The sequence below is a fragment of the Tolypothrix campylonemoides VB511288_2 genome (assembly GCF_045999855.1).
GTDB classification, from domain to species: Bacteria; Cyanobacteriota; Cyanobacteriia; order Cyanobacteriales; family Nostocaceae; genus Scytonema; species Scytonema bouteillei_A.
Genome location: NZ_JBFPMW010000001.1, coordinates 415,622 through 433,105, shown reverse-complemented (window position 1 = coordinate 433,105; position 17,484 = coordinate 415,622). Strand labels below are relative to the sequence as shown.

General features: G+C 42.0%; 16 protein-coding genes and 1 pseudogene. 10 read left to right on the top strand and 7 right to left on the bottom strand.

The window, feature by feature from the left end; genetic code table 11:
- Nucleotides 1-11 precede the first annotated feature (11 nt).
- The 3 genes from AB0756_RS01880 to AB0756_RS01870 all read left to right on the top strand — a co-directional run bounded on the left by AB0756_RS01880 (nt 12) and on the right by AB0756_RS01870 (nt 4,372).
- Nucleotides 12-1,430: an ABC transporter substrate-binding protein gene (locus AB0756_RS01880; protein WP_408019808.1), complete on the top strand. Its 1,419-nt coding sequence runs from the start codon at nt 12-14 to the stop codon at nt 1,428-1,430.
- Nucleotides 1,431-1,436: 6 nt separating this feature from the next.
- Complete coding sequence (locus AB0756_RS01875; protein ID WP_050045544.1) at nt 1,437-2,849, top strand: ABC transporter substrate-binding protein; 1,413 nt, start codon at nt 1,437-1,439, stop codon at nt 2,847-2,849.
- A gap of 101 nt (nt 2,850-2,950) precedes the next feature.
- Complete coding sequence (locus AB0756_RS01870) at nt 2,951-4,372, top strand: sugar ABC transporter substrate-binding protein (RefSeq protein WP_038082661.1); 1,422 nt, start codon at nt 2,951-2,953, stop codon at nt 4,370-4,372.
- 7 nt (nt 4,373-4,379) lie between these two features.
- Here AB0756_RS01870 and AB0756_RS01865 read toward each other — a convergent pair whose 3' ends face one another.
- A complete protein-coding gene (locus AB0756_RS01865) occupies nt 4,380-5,903 on the bottom strand; it encodes an FAD-dependent oxidoreductase (RefSeq protein ID WP_038082663.1) in 1,524 nt (507 codons plus the stop codon).
- 87 nt (nt 5,904-5,990) lie between these two features.
- Here AB0756_RS01865 and nudC point away from each other — a divergent pair, with 87 nt between their 5' ends.
- The gene (gene nudC, locus AB0756_RS01860; RefSeq protein ID WP_038082664.1) at nt 5,991-6,806 is read left to right on the top strand and encodes an NAD(+) diphosphatase; all 816 of its coding nucleotides are present in this window, start codon (nt 5,991-5,993) and stop codon (nt 6,804-6,806) included.
- Nucleotides 6,807-6,815: 9 nt separating this feature from the next.
- A complete protein-coding gene (locus AB0756_RS01855) occupies nt 6,816-7,520 on the top strand; it encodes a gamma-glutamylcyclotransferase (RefSeq protein ID WP_038082665.1) in 705 nt (234 codons plus the stop codon).
- 184 nt (nt 7,521-7,704) lie between these two features.
- Here AB0756_RS01855 and AB0756_RS01850 read toward each other — a convergent pair whose 3' ends face one another.
- From AB0756_RS01850 to AB0756_RS01840, 3 genes are all read right to left on the bottom strand, one after another.
- Complete coding sequence (locus AB0756_RS01850; protein WP_038082666.1) at nt 7,705-8,004, bottom strand: SH3 domain-containing protein; 300 nt, start codon at nt 8,002-8,004, stop codon at nt 7,705-7,707.
- A gap of 175 nt (nt 8,005-8,179) precedes the next feature.
- On the bottom strand, nt 8,180-9,136 hold the full coding sequence (locus AB0756_RS01845) for a 1-aminocyclopropane-1-carboxylate deaminase/D-cysteine desulfhydrase (protein ID WP_038082668.1): 957 nt from the start codon (nt 9,134-9,136) through the stop codon (nt 8,180-8,182).
- 23 nt (nt 9,137-9,159) lie between these two features.
- Nucleotides 9,160-10,428, bottom strand: a complete 1,269-nt coding sequence (locus tag AB0756_RS01840; RefSeq protein ID WP_038082669.1) for a thioredoxin domain-containing protein — start codon at nt 10,426-10,428, stop codon at nt 9,160-9,162.
- A gap of 248 nt (nt 10,429-10,676) precedes the next feature.
- Between AB0756_RS01840 and AB0756_RS01835 the strand changes: the two genes are divergently transcribed.
- Together AB0756_RS01835 and AB0756_RS01830 are read left to right on the top strand one after the other, a co-directional pair.
- Nucleotides 10,677-10,943, top strand: coding sequence for a peptidoglycan-binding domain-containing protein (locus AB0756_RS01835; RefSeq protein WP_038082670.1), 267 nt, complete (start codon nt 10,677-10,679; stop codon nt 10,941-10,943).
- Nucleotides 10,944-11,765: 822 nt separating this feature from the next.
- Nucleotides 11,766-13,005: pseudogene (locus AB0756_RS01830) on the top strand (RNA-guided endonuclease InsQ/TnpB family protein).
- Nucleotides 13,006-13,152: 147 nt separating this feature from the next.
- Here the strand turns inward: AB0756_RS01830 and AB0756_RS01825 are convergent.
- Together AB0756_RS01825 and AB0756_RS01820 are read right to left on the bottom strand one after the other, a co-directional pair.
- Nucleotides 13,153-13,335 carry an isopentenyl transferase family protein gene (locus AB0756_RS01825; RefSeq protein WP_237266028.1) on the bottom strand — a complete coding sequence of 61 codons (183 nt, stop codon included), beginning with the start codon at nt 13,333-13,335 and terminating at the stop codon, nt 13,153-13,155.
- 65 nt (nt 13,336-13,400) lie between these two features.
- Nucleotides 13,401-13,961 (bottom strand): GNAT family N-acetyltransferase, encoded by a 561-nt coding sequence (locus tag AB0756_RS01820; protein WP_038077783.1) that lies wholly within the window; start codon nt 13,959-13,961, stop codon nt 13,401-13,403.
- A gap of 192 nt (nt 13,962-14,153) precedes the next feature.
- Here AB0756_RS01820 and AB0756_RS01815 point away from each other — a divergent pair, with 192 nt between their 5' ends.
- A complete protein-coding gene (locus tag AB0756_RS01815) occupies nt 14,154-15,017 on the top strand; it encodes a GNAT family N-acetyltransferase (RefSeq protein WP_408103976.1) in 864 nt (287 codons plus the stop codon).
- A gap of 257 nt (nt 15,018-15,274) precedes the next feature.
- On the top strand, nt 15,275-15,475 hold the full coding sequence (locus AB0756_RS01810) for a GFA family protein (protein WP_237266029.1): 201 nt from the start codon (nt 15,275-15,277) through the stop codon (nt 15,473-15,475).
- A 119-nt stretch (nt 15,476-15,594) separates the two neighbouring features.
- Here the strand turns inward: AB0756_RS01810 and AB0756_RS01805 are convergent, their stop codons facing one another.
- Nucleotides 15,595-16,200, bottom strand: a complete 606-nt coding sequence (locus tag AB0756_RS01805) for a TetR/AcrR family transcriptional regulator (protein WP_038077786.1) — start codon at nt 16,198-16,200, stop codon at nt 15,595-15,597.
- 209 nt (nt 16,201-16,409) lie between these two features.
- Between AB0756_RS01805 and AB0756_RS01800 the strand changes: the two genes are divergently transcribed.
- The gene (locus AB0756_RS01800) at nt 16,410-17,348 is read left to right on the top strand and encodes an NmrA/HSCARG family protein (RefSeq protein WP_038077849.1); all 939 of its coding nucleotides are present in this window, start codon (nt 16,410-16,412) and stop codon (nt 17,346-17,348) included.
- The last annotated feature ends 136 nt before the right edge of the window (nt 17,349-17,484 follow it).

Below are 17,484 nucleotides of genomic sequence, written 5' to 3'. Positions count from 1 at the left end.
TATCCCAAAAAATGTTTATATCACTCTTAAATCTCGGTAAACACCGTTATATCCTGAAAATACTCATATTTAGCTTGCTAACTAGCAGTTGTAGCTATTTATCTCAACATAGCTCCCCCCCACTTGCTAATTCTTCTAAAAGCAAAACTTTAACAATTTGGTGGGATAAGGGTTCTAACATAGAAGAGGATGACGCTCTTATAAAGTTAATTAAAGACTGGGAAAAAAGAAGCGGGAATCAAGCCAAACTCACTTTCTACAGTAACGACGATCTCCCAGAAAGAACCAGAAAGGCGATTCAATCTGGCAATCCACCCGACATTGTCATGGGTAGCAGTGCGGAGAGAGAGTTGATACCGCACCTTGCTTGGGAAGGCAAATTGGAAGATGTTTCCGATGTCATTGAACCCGTGAAGAACAATTATTCTGAAGCAGCATTGGAAGCTGTTCATTTTTATAACAAATCTGCTCGCAAGCGCAGCTACTATGCAGTGCCAATCAATCAGTTAACAATTCACATCCATTACTGGCGGGATATGCTCAAGCAAGTGGGTCGGAGTGAGAAGGATATTCCTACAGATTGGGATGGTTTTTGGGAATTTTGGAAAAAAGTACAGACTGATTTGAAAGCGTTTAACCCATCGCAGGATAACAAAGAACCTATTTACGGGTTAGGTTTACCATTTTCCGCCGCCGCTGCAGATACTTACTATATCTTCGAGGAAATTTTAGAAGCATATAATGTTGAAATTGTCAATTCTGAAGGTGTACTTCGCCTTGATGACCCTAAGGTGCGTCAAGGCATTGTGAAGAGTTTGACGTGGTACGCAAACCTTTACCGACAGGGTTGCGTACCTCCCAACGCAACAAGATGGTTAAATCCAGATAACAATCGCAACTTGATTAATCGTAAGGTGGTAATGACAGCAAATACCACACTTTCGATTCCTGCTGCTGTACGACAGAATCCCGATATTTATCGCAACAAACTTGGGACTCTAGAGTTTCCTAAAAAACCCAATGGTGAACCAATGCGTTATTTAGTAGCAGTTAATGCTGCCATTTTGTTTGCCAATTCCAACAATCAGAAAGAAGGGAAAGAATTTCTGGCGTACTTAGCTCAACCTGAAACCATAAAAACATATATTAAATCCGCAGGAGGACGATACTTACCAGTGATGACACCACTATGGAAAGATTCATTCTGGACTAATCCAGCAGACCCCCATCTTTCTACTGCATCTAAAGTTTTAATGAAAGGTCAAACACGCCCATTTTATTTTGTCCAAAACCCCGCCTACAGTGTAGTTTTGCAAGAAAACATTTGGGGTAAAGCGATCTCCAGAATCGTGAAAGATGGCGTTTCTCCACAACAAGCGGCTAATGAGGCGATCGCGCAAATTAAAGAAATTTTTGCCAAATGGGAGTGAGCGGGTATGGTAACTGCAAAATTACAAACGACAAGTCGTTTTCTCTTACTGGGAGTCACGCTCAGTTTGAGTGTTTTTTCCTGTACCAATACTTCTAATTCTGACAAATCATTGCTAACGGAATCTTCAACACAGAACGGGATATTAACACTTTGGTGGGACAAAGGTTTTACCCTAGAAGAAGATGAGGCAATACAGCAAGTTGTCAAGCAGTGGGAACAAGAGACTGGTCACAAAGCTCAGCTTTCTCTTTTTAGTGCAGATGAGCTATCAAAAAAGACTCAAAGGGCAATTCGAGCAGGAAATCCACCTGATATTGTCATGAGTAACAATGCAGATCGAATTCTCAATCCAAGCCTCGCCCGAGAAGGTAAACTAGCAGATGTTTCTGAAGTTATTCAATCTGTCAAACCTTTTTACTCAGACACTGTATTGGCAAGCGCTTATTTTTATAACAAGCTGACAAACAAGCAAAGCTATTACGCTGTTCCCCTTCACCAGAGCATTCCTTATATTTTTTACTGGCGAGATTTGATCGAAGAAGCTGGTAAGAGTGAAAAAGATATTCCTAAGGATTGGAATGGTTTTTGGGAGTTTTGGAAACAAATACAAAACACTTTGCAAACAAAAAAAAATAAAAAGATTTATGGGCTTGGGTTACCTTTATCCGTTGGTGCTGGAGACACTTTTGAAGTCTTTGAGCAGATTTTGGAAGCGCATGATGTAGAAATTGTAGATTCTCAAGGTCGATTGCGTACAAGCGATCCAAAAGTCCGTCAGGGAATTATCCATTGCATAGACTGGTATACAAAATTTTACAATCAAGGTTATGTACCTCCCGATGCAGTGAATTGGTTTAACCCAGATAACAATCGCAGCTTGTTTAACAGGCATGTGGTCATGACTGCTAACAATTCTCTCTCCATTCCTGCGGCTGTACGCCGAAATTCTGACGTTTACTTTAACAAGCTAGGTACTATTGGATATCCCAATAAACCTAACGGTAAGCCAATGCGTTATGTGTCTCTCATCACCCAAGCAATTATCCTAACTGACTCAAAAAACCAGAAACTAGCTAAAGATTTTTTGATATATTTCATCAGCCCAAAAATCATGGGAAATTATCTTAAGGTTGCGGGCGGGCGTTTTTTTCCAGTACACACACTTGTTTGGAAAGATCCTTTCTGGACAAATAAGAAAGATCCCCACGTATCGGAAGGTGCTAAACCACTCATTATGAAACGAACTCGTTTATTATATATTGCTCAAAATTCTTCTTATAGTAAAGTGTTAATGAAAAATGTTTGGGGTCAAGCTCTGCGTCGAGTCGTCATAGATCGTGTTTCTCCCGAAAAAGCAGCCGATCGCGCAATTCAACAACTCAATGAAATTTTTGCTGAGTCTAGCGATCCTATTTAATTTTTGAATGCAAGGTAGGCATTGCCTACCTATAGAATTAGATTTTTTTCATAAGACATTTATGTTTTCTCTAGAAAAAACATTTGATTGACTCATAGATAATGCAAAATTTTATTAAAAAAACTCGCAATCGCTGTAAATTATGCAGCTTTGTCTTAACAGTCTCAACCTTAAGTTTCACAATTTTTGCCTGTTCTCAATCCATTCCTTCACAATCTCAAAAATCCTCTATTAAGACATCTCATAAAGATGATAAAGTCCTACAAATTTGGTGGGATAAAGGGTTTGGGTTAGAAGAAGATGAGGCAATTACTTTAGTTGTAAGAAACTGGGAGAAAAAAAGCGGTTACAAGGCAAAACTGTCGGTTTATGGACCTAACGAACTCCTGGAAAAAGCGGAAAGAGCAGTACGTTCTGGAAATACCCCCGATATTTTATTAAATAACAGAGCGGAAAGACAACTCAACGCACGTTTAGCTTGGGACGGAAAATTAGCAGATGTTTCTGATGTGATTTACCCCATTAAGGACTTGTATCCAGAACCTATTTTAAAAACGGCTCATCTCTACAATCACGTACAAAAACAGCGCAGTTATTATGCAGTTCCTATTAGCCAAACCACAATGCTCTTTTTTTATTGGAAAGATTTGTTAAAGCAAGTAGGACAGAGCGACACTAATATTCCTACAGAGTGGAATAGCTTTTGGGAGTTTTGGAAAAAAGTCCAGGACGCTCTCCGAAAAAAGCAAAATAATATATATAGTTTGGGTTTGCCTTATTCAATTGGGTCGGGAGATACTTATTACTTTTTCGAGCAACTTTTAGAAGCCTATGATATTCAAATTTTTGATGCTCAAGGGAAACTGCTTGTCAGGAACCCCCAAGTGAGGCAGAAAATTATCGATCTTTTAGACTGGTACGCCAAGTTTTACCAGCAAGGTTATGTACCACCCGATGCTATCAGGTGGTTAAATCCAGATAATAATCGTAGTTTACTCAACCGTCAGGTGGTAATGACACCCAATGGCACTCTCTCAATCCCCAGTGCTGTCAGTCAAGATAGGGAGACTTACTATAAAAAGCTTGGTACTTTAAAATTGCCCAATAAACCCAACGGTCAACGAATGCGGTACATTGTTGCAATTGGTCACGTGATCTTGTTTGCCAATTCCAAGCACCAAGAGACAGCTAGAGATTTTCTTAAATACTTAGTTCAACCAAACATATTGGGAACTTATCTTAAAAGTGCAGAACGGGGTCACTTTCCAGCACTCAAGCCCGTGTTAAAAGACCCTTATTGGGCAAACTCAACAGACCCTCATGTCTCCAGTGTTTCCAAGATATTAACCCAAGGTTCAATACGTCCGTTTGATTATGTAAATCACCCGGCGTATACCTTAGTACTTGATAAAAATGTTTGGATCAAAGCACTCAATCGAATTATTAGCGATCGCCTAACCCCAGAGCAAGCAGCCGACGAAGCTATTATGCAGATAGAAGAAATTGTTAATAAATGGAATTAAGATTTGGTCATCGATCGCTGATGACTGGTACCATTTGTGCAAATTCTCGACGAAATACTGAATCGCTGTATTCTTGCCACTCTTTTTTACGACTTTGGGATAAATTTTGCAACGTTGCTTGCTGGACGCGAGTCATCAACGGACGCCGAAAATGTTCGTATTTTTCAAAGGCTTGAGCGATCGCTTGTGTATCATCCCAACCTTTCTCTTTTACAACATGAGCAATTAAGGTTGCAATGACTAGTGCATCTTCAAACCCTTGATTTGCTCCTTGTGCCATAAAAGGGGGCATTCCATGGGCTGCATCACCAACCAATACCACTCGTCCCGAACTCCATGGTGGTTGAATTTTGCCAAGATTGTCTTTTGTATCAAGAGAAGCAGTGCTAGGAAGTTGTAAGGAATCTGCAATACTAGCACGGTGGATGTAGTACGGACGCTGTTGCATATTAGCAGGAGTTGATAAGCTCACTAACTGTTTGAGAACATCGGGAAAACCTGCTTTCTCTAATGCAGGCAAAGCAACGTCAATCAAAGATATGCCAAATTTCCCTTGTAAGATGTCTAGAGGCAAAGCATGGTGTATGACGTATCCGACTGGACCATTCGGTCTTTGAAATAAAAGCATTCTGGGCACTCCCATGAGGCTACCTTCAGAGATTTCATCATTACGGATTGTGACAACAGGTGCCCCCTGGAAGAAAATTTCTTCTAGCGCTGACTTTAGACTGTCTGGAATGTCAAGAATTTGATTGCACATAATCGCAGCAAATCCGGAATATTCAGGTTTTGCAAAAGCGGAGTACGGAGTATCTTTGTAAAGAATCTGGCGAACCGTGGAGTTGATTCCGTCAGCTGCAACAACGAGTTTTGCCCGAAAGACTGTTGTTTCAAATTCTTGGGAAATTGTTTCTAAGTTCTGGGGTTGGTTTTCTTCCGGTTTCTGTTCTTCAGACCAATACGCGTAAGGATTGGCTTCTGCGATCGTATTGGACACACAATCTACGCGGACGTACCCAGTCTCTAATTCATCCACCACACTGACACATCGATGATTGGGTCTAACTCGCTCTTGGGGGAGTTGTTGTCTGAGGGCTGTCTGCAAATTATACCAACTGATTGATTTTCGACCTTCTCCATACTCTTTAAACCAATCATCGTAACTCAGAGAAAATGATGAAATTCGTTCTCCACGCAAATTCTTTTGAACCCATTCGGGTGTTGCTTTTGGAGGCTGTGTTCTTGTAGCTGTCCTTACAGCCTCTTCGCTGGGTGGCTTGGGATTCAAAAGCCCAATACCAACTTCTTTAATTTGTTCGTAAGCCTGAGAATCTAAATATTTGAGAGATCTTAATCCATTGGGCAGAAGATCGACCGTTTGACCGACTTGACGAAAAGCGCGAGTGCGATCGACAACTAATACATTTTCAATACCTCGTTTGCGTAAGCCGATGGCAGTTGCCAATCCAATAGGTCCAGCACCAATGACAACAACGTCGTAGCTCTCCATAAAAGCAAACCCGTTATGCATTTCAATCTTTATATCTTAACTGCTGTTATGGTAATTTTCAGGGCATTGCTGACAGTGCTAGGATCGGAGTAATGGCGTTCTAGTGATATGCAGCGAACTTTCATCTCTGGCATTATTCCACCTGTAGTACAGTCCGAACCCTCTTTGTGGTTCGCGTTTGTTGGCAACAAGTTGTTAATCCATTCTCAAGGGACAGTGAGTCACATCCCCAAGTTTGTCAGTCTAGCAGAAATTGGTTTGAAGCCAATGCGATCGCAATTTCTGGGTACTCTTGATGGCATTGGGTGTTACTCTGCCGAATTGCCCAAGGACTCTATAATCCCTGATAGTTTGAGGTTAATGGGACTGCGGGAATTATATGGAAGTTTAGATGAGGACTTGTATGCGTTATGCGGTCGCGCCATTCAGATTATGGAATGGGATCGCACCCACCAGTACTGCGGTCATTGTGCGACACCTACAGTTCAATTAGCACACGAGCGTGCCAAGCGATGTCCTAAATGCGAATTGGTAAATTATCCGCGCCTCTCACCTGCGATGATTGTTCTTGTCTCGCGGGGTGACGAAGTCTTATTAGCTCGTGCGCCTCGTTTTCCACCGGGTATGTACAGCATACTGGCTGGATTTGTGGAACCGGGAGAATCGTTGGAAGAAACGGTGATGCGAGAAGTTCGAGAGGAAGTAGGGATTGAGGTCAAAGATATTCGCTATTTTGGCTCGCAACCCTGGCCTTTTCCCAACTCACTGATGATTGGATTTACTGCGACTTATGCAAGTGGAGAGATCGTCATTGAACCTCAAGAATTGGTAGATGCGGCTTGGTTTAGCAAGTATAACTTACCGCAGATTCCTCCCAAGCCAAGTATTGCTCGAAAACTTCTTGACTGGTTTGTTTCGACTTGAGGATGTGCCATGTCACTTACGCGCTCCGATCTTGAATCTCAACGCTTGCAGCAAACCATATTACAATCGGGCAGATCTGTAAATGTTTTAAGTGAAGACCAGTTGCAAGAGTCAATACGCGCAACTCTACACCAGCAAAAACTGGCTTCAGATGTTTGGATTTTTGCTTATGGCTCGCTCATCTGGAATCCTATTATCAAATTTGAAGAACAGCGCATCGGTACAATTTATGGATGGCACCGTCGCTTCTGCCTGTGGGTACCCCAAGGTCGAGGTACCCCAGATAACCCTGGATTGGTACTTGGTTTAGATCGGGGCGGTTGTTGTCGCGGTATTGCCTACCGGATAGCTGCTAGTGATGTACCATCAGAACTACTGTTGCTTTGGCGGAGGGAAATGATTGTTAATTGTTATGTTCCCCGTTGGGTCAAAGTTTTTGATGGTTCGCAACAGATAAATGCGATCGCATTTGTTATTAACCGCAATCATCGGGCTTATGCTGGTGATATTTCTTTAGAAACTATGGTTAACAGTATAGCAACTGCGAAAGGTGAGCTTGGTTCTTGTGCGGATTACCTCATGCAAACCATTGACGGCTTGATGACAGTTGGTATTAAAGATAAGCCATTGCAACTTTTGCGCGATCGTGTTTTAGCACAGTTATCAGCAACATCAACAATAAGTAACTCGGCGAGAAAAAACCAAACTATGTAATGAACGTATAATCTCTGTATTTGTCTCGTAGTAGCGCTTTAGCGCATGAATTGTCACTAAAAACCAGTAATGGTTATTTGCGCCCACTGAACTTATAAATTCACTACCGCTTTTGAGTTGGTTAAAATTAAGATAAGCTTCCGTCATGCATTTTTTCGTAATATATTGCCATTGAAAAATTAAACTATTTTTTGTAACATTTCAGATAATTTGCATATACCCATCCCTGATACTGCTGGGTAGAAATATCAGCCCATTCTCCATCTTGTGACCAACCGTGTAGCTCAACAACTGTTCCTTTAGGTAAAGTATCAATAATTTTAGAATTTATACGGTTGTTTTCTCGAACATTAACAGATGTAGCTGTGACTTCCCAATACTGGCAAAATTTTGATTCTGCTGACACTGGTGATTGTATAAGTGCATATCCAGCAGCTGAACTGACTATCAACATTAAAAATACTGAAACTTGTTTAACAAGCATGATTTTTCTTCTACTTAAAAAGATGTTGCCAAAGCAATAGACAAGCGGAATTCTAACAATCAACTAAATCTACAAATTGAGAGGGAGTTTTTTCGGAAACTTCGCAAAAGAAAAAACGAGATGTAAGATTTAGTTCTTTTCCCTATTCTCTACTCCCTTTTTCAACATAGCGAGTTTATTCAAGTTTAAAACTATAATTTTTAAGTTTAACTTGGTTAAAACCTTCAATACCTTGCAATCCACCTGTATGAATTGCGACAACTGTGGTGTGAGGGCGGAAAAGTTCTTTTTTTGCCAAATCGAAAATCCCAAAAAACATTTTTCCCGTGTAAATTGGATCGAGAGCAATGGAATGTTTTCGTTTAAAATCATTAATGAATAAAATTAATTCTGGCTTCCACTTGGCATAGCCGCCGAAACAGTAATTATCAGTAATCTGCCAATTTTGACAGCCTAAATTATCTTGTGTATCAAGCAATCTTTGCACGTCATTTTTCAAAAAATCTCCTTTTAGTGCAGAAAAACCAATGATGTGTTGAGCCGAATCTACAGCCGCAATAACACCAGCCAAAGTACAACCCGTACCACACGCCGTACAAAAATAATCAGGTTGAAATTGCATTTGTGAATGAATTTCTTCAACAATCTCCCTACAGCCTTGCAAAGCTAAAGTATTCGATCCACCTGATGGCAAAAAATAAACATTACCATATTCTTTTTCTATCTGTTCAAAAATCAAATTTTCCTCTCGAAAATCAGAGCGGCTAACAAAGAGCAATTTCATGCCACACTTTTCAGCAAAATCAAGTGTTGTATTGAGGGGTTGGGTACGTTCGCCGCGAATAATACCGATGGTTTCAATACCAACAATTTTTCCCACTGCTGCTGTAGCATAGATATGATTTGAGAAAGCACCGCCAAATGTAACAAGCCGGGGAAATCCTAACTCTTTGATTTTCAAGCAATTGTATTTCAGTTTCCGGAATTTATTACCCGATACTGAAGAATTGAGCAAATCGTCTCTTTTAATAAAAAGCCTAATCTTTGCTTCTGTTAGGGTTTCGTCAAAAATTTCCTGAATGGGGCTTACAGGTACATTGAAAAAATTGGTGACTGTTTGTGAGCATAGCATTTGGGATTTTGAATTGAGAAAATTTAGCGTATACCCTCATTATCGATCGCACTGTAAATGTCGGTAGGGGCGAGTCCCAACCAAGGATCGCTACTGGGAGTCAAAAACAGTTCTGCATAAACTTTTTTATTTAATGAATCCACATAGCTTGTTTGATTACCTTGTACAAACCATTGATGAATTTGCCTGTGCAGGATATACTCATTTCTAACTGTATCCAGAGCCATTGCCGCTTCAAAATTACGAATCAGTTTTGAGATATCTTGCGGATTTTTGGCAGACTGAAACTTTTTATCACCAATTAAGGCAATGCTATTCTTATCTAGTTTGGCAGACTCTGCATAGAGTTGGGCAATTCTGCTCCAAGTCGCTTGGTCTGTAATTTCTAAAGGAGTGTTTGGATTTTCTGCGCTTTGTGGCTGGATATTGTTTAATATCGGGCTTTCCACTCTCATTTTTGAGACGGCTACTGCACCTGCTACTGTAGCACTGGGAGTTTCACCCTCATTACTGGGAGATGCAACTAACCGTGGTGGAGATTGGATATCTAGTTTTGCTAAATCTGCTGTCCATTGGTTTTGGAGAGTCGTGAGGCGATCGCTGTGGTATTGTCGTAAAAAAGCTTCGCGTTGGGAACCGTTACGTTTGCTGTACTCCTTTGCTGCTACTTCCCCTTGCTGAAGGCTCGTGAGAAAAGCTTTTGGTCCGTATAGCCCTGGAATTGCATCAATCGGACGACCCGAACTATCTAAGATGTAATGAATGCTATTACCTGTGATTGTGCGTTCTAGTTTGCGTCCGTCACCAAAATCAATTGTCACCTTTGGGACGGGACGAACTGATTGCCAATGTAGAATAAAGTTTTCTCTTAAGACTTTAGAAATTTCCGCGTTGGGATATAATGCGACTCTAAAAAACCTGCTGTTAGCGCAACTGAGATCTGTATCTAAGTTACCTAGCAACCGCAAAGATAAGATTGGTTTACCGCTAGCTGTTGCGGCGGCTTTTGCTTTTTCTAGATCGGTGTACCAGTAAAGCTGAGAAGCATAGCAATCTTTTTGCTGGCAAAGTGAATCTAAAGCTTGACGAATTTCTACATTAGAAGAATTTAATGCATTGGCATGGGATTTGAGAAATATTTCCAATCCCGTTTGACCTTGTTGTCGCAGCGTCGCAACTTCTTGAGAGAGTTTAGACGTTTTTGATATAGGAGTTTGAGTATAAGCTGGTTGTGAAAAACTGACACTTACTAGCATCAGTGCAAATGGAATTTCAAAAAGTTTTTTTTTCATAAAATAAAATACGAAAGAGCTAGTACTGCCCTACTTTCTCCAAGATTAACATGGACATTGAGAAACAACTGTATGTTCTAAATCTCTTCATATTAGGGTTTGAGAAATGGAATCAAATTCTTTGAACCCTCTCTTAACTGTATCGACTGAGTACCCTAATGGGTAATTCTTCATTTGGTTTCTGGAATTGAAAGGAAATCTACAGAAGTCAGTTATTGTCCAATTCAATAAATACTTTTCTACAACAGATGAACAGTGTAACACAAACAACTCTTCCAACTCTAAAAAATGGTAATTCTGGTATAGCTGTCAGCATTTTGCAACGATTATTGATGTTCCAAAGTATCAGCGTTCCTCGGTTATCTCTAAAAGTTGATGGTATTTTTGGTCGCTCGACAGAAGCTGCTGTGAAAGATTTTCAAAAAAGCAGAGGACTCTCTGTAGATGGAGTTGTTGGTCTTAAAACTTGGCAAGAACTGAGTGCTTTGCCAGGTGATGGAGAAGAAATTGTGTAAGTAAGACAAGTAGGGGCGCGGCGGCTTTGCGCCCTTATAAAAAATGTTGTTTATTGAGGTAAACATTATTGCGACCTCATCAAATCCTAGTTTTTAGTTGAGATTTTGATGCTTGTCCGAGTTTTTTTATATCTGTTTTATCCCAACCAGCCCATATATTAATGTGCGTTCGCCCTGTATTTGCTTGATACTGATACTCTAATCCATCTTTATGCTGGAAGCACGAATGTAATTGCTAGGTTGAATGCTGTTGAAACTTTAGAGGTGGGAATTGCCATTAATACAAAAGCAGAAATAATGCTAACATGAAAATTGCTTCAATTCTCTCTATGTAAAAATCAAGACAGAATTTCTTTTCTCACTTTAGTTTAAAAACTGAGTCATTTTATAAGCCAGGAGCGCTCCATCAGCAGTCAACACAGTCAAGTTATGCTGTAAAGATTGACAGATGAGTAAACGATCGAATGGATCGCGGTGTAAAGATGGTAAATTTATTAACTGAGCTACGCTCTCTTCATCAATAGTCAGGCTGCTAATTTTGTGCCTTTCGCGTTACTTAGGTAAATATATTTCTGGGGATTCTGGTAGTGGCAGTTTTCCGAGTTGATATTTAACTTATACGCCGTAAGTCCCCCACGCTCATTTGGGACTCCAAATCAGTGGCGGGATATAAGGCGGGCGACGACGATTGCATATTTCTGGCTCATGTAAGCCGCAGGCTTGAAGGACAAAGGTGTATGAGGAGTCGCCAATTATTTTCTTGATAGTTTTTACTGAAAATAGTATATAATAGTAACAGGTCGATGTTTGGGAGATGTTTAGATGAGACGACAAGCTGTAAAAGTCAGACTGTACCCTACCGATAAACAAGTTCAAGTACTTGCACAACACTTTGGTTGTGCGAGATGGTGGTGGAATTATGGGTTGAATAAATGTATTGAAACTTATCAGGCAACTGGCAAAGGCTTGTCGCAATCAGGACTCAATTCTCTATTGCCTGCCCTCAAAAAAGATCAACAGACTCAATGGTTAGGAGAATGTTACTCACAGGTTTTGCAATCTGTGAGTTTGAATCTGAGTCGTGCATATCAAAACTTTTTTGAGGGGAGAGGGAAATATCCACGATTCAAATCAATTCACCACCGTCAATCTATTCAGTATCCACAGAAGGTAGAACAAATCAATGACTGTTTGAAGTTTCCTGGGAAATTAGGTGTTGTCAAAGCAAAGATACATCGACCTGTTGATGGAACTATCAAAACTGTCACTGTCAGTAAATGCCCATCCGGCAAGTACTACGCTTCTGTGCTGATGGAGTACTCGGGTGATTATCCCACATCAAAGACAAATGGTCAGGTGATTGGGATTGATTTAGGTATTGTGGATTTTGCCGTTACCTACGATGGCGAAAAGATTTCCAAATATCCAAATCCAAAACATCTCGCTAAATATGAACAGAAATTAGCCAAGAAACAACGCATTGCTGCTCGCAAGGTCAAAGGTAGTAATCGTCGTAGAAAAGCCACAAAAATTGTAGCTAAGGTATACGAACAAATTAGCAATGTCCGCCAAGACTACTTACACAAATTATCTCGATTGATTGTAGACAACAATCAAGTTGTAGTCGTTGAAAACCTGAACGTCAAGGGCATGGTTCGCAACCACAAACTGGCAAAAGCAATATCTGATACGGGATGGGGGACTTTTACCAATTTCTTAGCCTACAAGCTGGAAAAAGAAGGCAAGGTTTTGGTAGAAATCAACAGATGGTTCCCTAGTTCCAAGCTTTGCTCTCATTGTCATTACCAAATCAACGAGTTACCGTTAGATATCAGAACTTGGGTTTGTCCTAGTTGTGGTACTCATCATCACAGAGATGGTAATGCCGCGACGAACATTAGAGCCGAAGGTATCAGAATGCTGTCCTCCTCTGGGACGGGGGAGGAAGATCGCCAATGGAGAGGAAGTCAGACCAATTCGAGGGCGTAAGCCTAAGATGCGGCATTCCTCCGTGAAGTTGGAAGCCAACACTGTACCCGGTACTCCGGGTCAGTGTGGGTAGTTCACTAGTGCATTCCCATAAAGAGACAACACTCAGATAAACTGTATTTTTAGGATTTTGAATCACTAATATCGCATTTAATTTCTTAATCTCAAAGCTCTATCTAAACTAAACCACGCTGTTAAATGCAGCACAATTTTATATATGCTAGGGTAGCGATCGCTGGAGTACGGTCACTGAATCTTCTTGAGGACGGCGTATGGCAATTTGGTTTGGTTCCCAAACAATAGTATCGAGATCGAGAATTGGAATACTGAAGTCTTTCGCAAGCTTGTTTGCAAGAGTACTTTTTCCAGAACCGGAATTGCCAAATATTAAAATTCGAGACATAGTGATGATTTAATTAAGGGCAACCGAGTAAGTTCTCAATTTTCAAACAATTAAAATTATTAATTCTACTCGTTATCCGTAACGCGATGCAGTGCAACCCACTCATCATGCAATATGGCGTATATATACTCGTCCTGCCACGAGCCTTTCATGAAATGGCTTTGCTTGAGATGTCCCTCACGCCTCATGCCAAGACGCTCCATAAGTCGAAATGATGCTGTGTTACGCGTGTCGCATATAGAGGTAATTCGGTGCAGATGGCGGTGTGTAAAGCCATAGTTGAGTAATACAAGTGCTGCCTCTGTTGCATAACCAAACCCCTGATAGTTTGGGTGAAGTGACCACCCGATTTCTCCCTTACTTTGTGCTTTTGGGAATAGGTTAATGCCAACCTCGCCAATTACTTTAGCGTCATCTATAAGGTAGATTGCAAACATGATATAGCCGCCTTCATCATCAATTTCCACAACTGCTTGTCGTGAGAGCAAGCCCATTGCTTGCTCCTCAGTCAGTGGTTCTACAGGCATATACCGCAAAACCTCAGGGTGAGTTTGATATGCCAAAAAATCAAGCAAATCTGCCACAGCCATACGGCGTATAATCAATCGTTTTGTTACCGTTTCCATACTTTTCTTCACCTACCGATTTCACTTTATGTTGAACGAGTATTTATTTAAATTAACTAAAAAGTGGTGCGGTCTTATAATTTGGATGTTGCTTAGTGAGATAAGAGCTATACGACCGTAAATCATAGTTCAGAATTTGACTATATACGAGAATTACTTGAAACTAAGGTAATTATCTAGAAAAAAGACATTATGATCGCAAAATCGCCAACGAGCGCTGACAACTTCATTATTCGCCCGATGAACAGGTTTGAATTTGAGTTAGTAATTTCTTGGGCAGCAGATGAAGGTTGGAATCCTGGTATATATGATGCTGAATGTTTTTATCAGTGCGATCCCCACGGTTTTTTTCTGGCTGAATTGAACGGCGAGCCAATAGGGAGCATTTCTGCTGTAACTTACGGAAAAGACTTTGGCGTTATTGGTTTTTACATAGTTAAGCCACAGTTTCGCGGGCAGGGCTTTGGGCTCAAAATATGGAAGACTGCAATGGCATATCTGAGTACCGAGCGTAACATTAGTGTAGATGGAGTCATTGCCCAACAAGAAAACTACAAAAAATCGGGTTTCCAAATTGCTTACAACCATATTCGTTACAAGGCAATTGGCGGCGGTGCAGTACCAGATAACGTCGTAGAACTTGCAGCTGTGCCAATTGATGAGTTAGTTGCTTACGAGCGCAATTTTTTTCCCACCGAGCGAGTTCGCTTCCTGCAATTATGGATTCAGCAGCCAAACAGTGCTGCTTTAGGAGTGATGAGCGAAGGACATATTGTTGGTTATGGAGTCATCCGACAAAGCCATACTGGTTTTCGCATTGGACCTTTATTTGCAAATAAAGGACAGATTGCCGAACAACTCTTACTTGCTTTGCTTGCTAAGGCAACCGATGCTCCCGTGTTTCTGGATGTGCCGGATGCCAATCCAGAAGCGATCGCTCTAGCTCAACGTTACGGAATGAAGCCTGTCTCTGAAGTAGCTAGAATGTACACCAGAGAAATTCCTAAGTTGCCCATAAACCGTGTATTTGCAGTCACAAGCCTGGAAGTTGGTTAGGTGCAAATCCCTGTTTGAAAAAATCTCATCTTAGTTTATTTCTGTACGCGGGTTTGTTACACAGTGTGTGGTAACAAGCTTGACAAACACTTGCTTTCAGGGCGTACTCCCACAGCTGACGATGCTATAGCTTCATGGTTCCTACAACAGTCGGGTGCGAAATGAGAGTTGGAATCAATGGCAGAAAAACCCAAATAAAACCTGTTACTCTATGATGAAGAATGGGCTTTTGCAGAACTAGAACGGAGAACACCACAATGTTACTAAAAGGTTCTTGCCATTGTGGAGCGGTACGCCTCAACGTCAAAAGCTACCATCCCTATCCATTCATGCGTTGCTACTGCTCTATTTGCCGTAAAACAGCAGGGGAGGGTAGCTATGCTATCAACATCGTTGGTGACAATACGACATTACAGGTTGAGGGTGAGGAGAACATCCCCATTGAAAACACGCCCTAGGGGAGAAAGAGGAGACTATAGTGTGCTAAGTATAAAATTTACCACTAATTTCCTGTAAAATTTTCGTTACATACTTGGAAATTTTTCCTGCCCACTTACTTAGGTTCAGAGAATGACCGCTAATCCAACAATGGTGTTTGGATTGCGAAACAGATACTGCTCAGAAGCAGAGGCATGATTTGCTCTGCCATGTATTCTGTAGAATAACCGTTCGGGTTACGACTCCATTGAAGACTCGCGCCGAAAATGGCCCAACTCAAGATGGTGGCAAGCGTCTCTACAGAAACTCCCTGCATTTTTTCTCCCGAAAACGCCTGTTGGAGCCATGACAGAATGAAGGCGTAGAGTTCACCCTGGACAGTGGCCTCGACAAGTGGATGAGACTCACGATTTGGTCCACGACACTGACTGAGAGCACTTCTCAGCACTTCAGCTACTGTTTGGATGAGCAGGCGCAAATTACTCCTGTTGAAGGGGCAGGATGCTTGGAGTTTCTTGAACAATGCCTGCTGAATTGCGTCACGCATGGCTGCCTCGATCAGTGCGGATTTGTCTTCAAAATGGGCATAGAATGTCGCTCGGTTCACACTTGCCCGCTCTGTAATCTTTCGCACAGTAATATCGCGCAAGTTTTGCTCTGCCGCAAGCTCGACAAGCGCCTCTAATAACAGTTGGCGTGTGCGCTTTACGCGAGGATCATTTTCATTACTGGCTGCCGTACCCATATGCTTTTTCTCCGCTTTTCCCACCCTGACTTGTGAACGCAATCATGCTGTGAACATCGCACTCTTGCGTCAACAATTTTGCATATCTGTTGCCTAAACAACATCGATTATTTTTTGCTGGTTACTTTTTTTCACTTTTGTACCTATCATTCTACACAACAACCGTTGCTTAAGCGATATTGTTCGATCAAAAGAAGGGTAAAAGTAAAATGGCTAATCTGCATGATTTGATTCTTGTTACAGGTGCAACGGGCACTCAAGGTGGCGCAACGCTCGCCCAGTTGTTGGCCCGTGGACACCGAGTGCGTGCCTTAACACGAAACCCTGAGGGGGAGCGAGCCAGAGCGCTGAGTGAAATGGGAGCGGAAGTGTTTCGCGGCGATTACGACGACCCCGCGTCTATAGAAACGGCCTTGCGCGGCGTTAGCGGGGTGTTCTCCGTTCAAGTACCAAGCATGGAAGGCAACGATATAGAAAGTCGGCACGGTGCCTTGCTGGTGGAAGCTGCGAAGCGGGCTGGCGTCCGGCACTTTGTCCACGCATCCGTATCCGGGACGGACTTATACAAGTCCATGCCTCCTGGGACAGAGAGTTTGTGGGACAAGCCTTACTGGGACAGCAAGCTGATACTTGAAGAGACAGTGCGTGCGGCGAATTTTCCCACCTCCACGTTCTTGAGAGCCGCGTTCTTGATGGAGAACTACGTCGCGCCGAAAGTCGGTTTCGCCTTCCCCGAATTCCACCAGGGCGAAATAGTGATAGCTATGGACATGGACACGAAGCTCGCGCACGTCGCTGCCCAAGACATGGGCGCATTCGCCGTCGCCGCGTTCGAGAATCCCGACCGCTTCAACGGCAAGAGCCTGGAACTAGCGGGCGATAAGTGTACCATACCTGAAGTTGCGGCCGTTTTGAGCCGCGTGACCGGGCACAAAGTGTCCGCAATCTGCTTGACACCGTTGGAGGCGAGCGCACGCGGCAAATACCCTCTAATGGTGCAACACCAAGAGTGGGCGAACAAAATTGGATACCCTGTTTCTATTGAGGAACTCCGTGGCTACGGTGTGCCGCTCACGGACTTTCCTACTTGGGCAGAGGCTAACAAAGACGCGATTAAGCTAAACTTACGCCCAATCGAAAAGAGCTAACTCTTCTCCAGAGCAACTTTTAAGGTTTTTTGAATCGTTCGTACTGGGTACAATTTGCCAAAGGGGCAAGCGTCACGCGAACTTGAGACGTTGCCCCCCAGTTGTTTAATTTACCACGAACCTATCCCACTAAAAA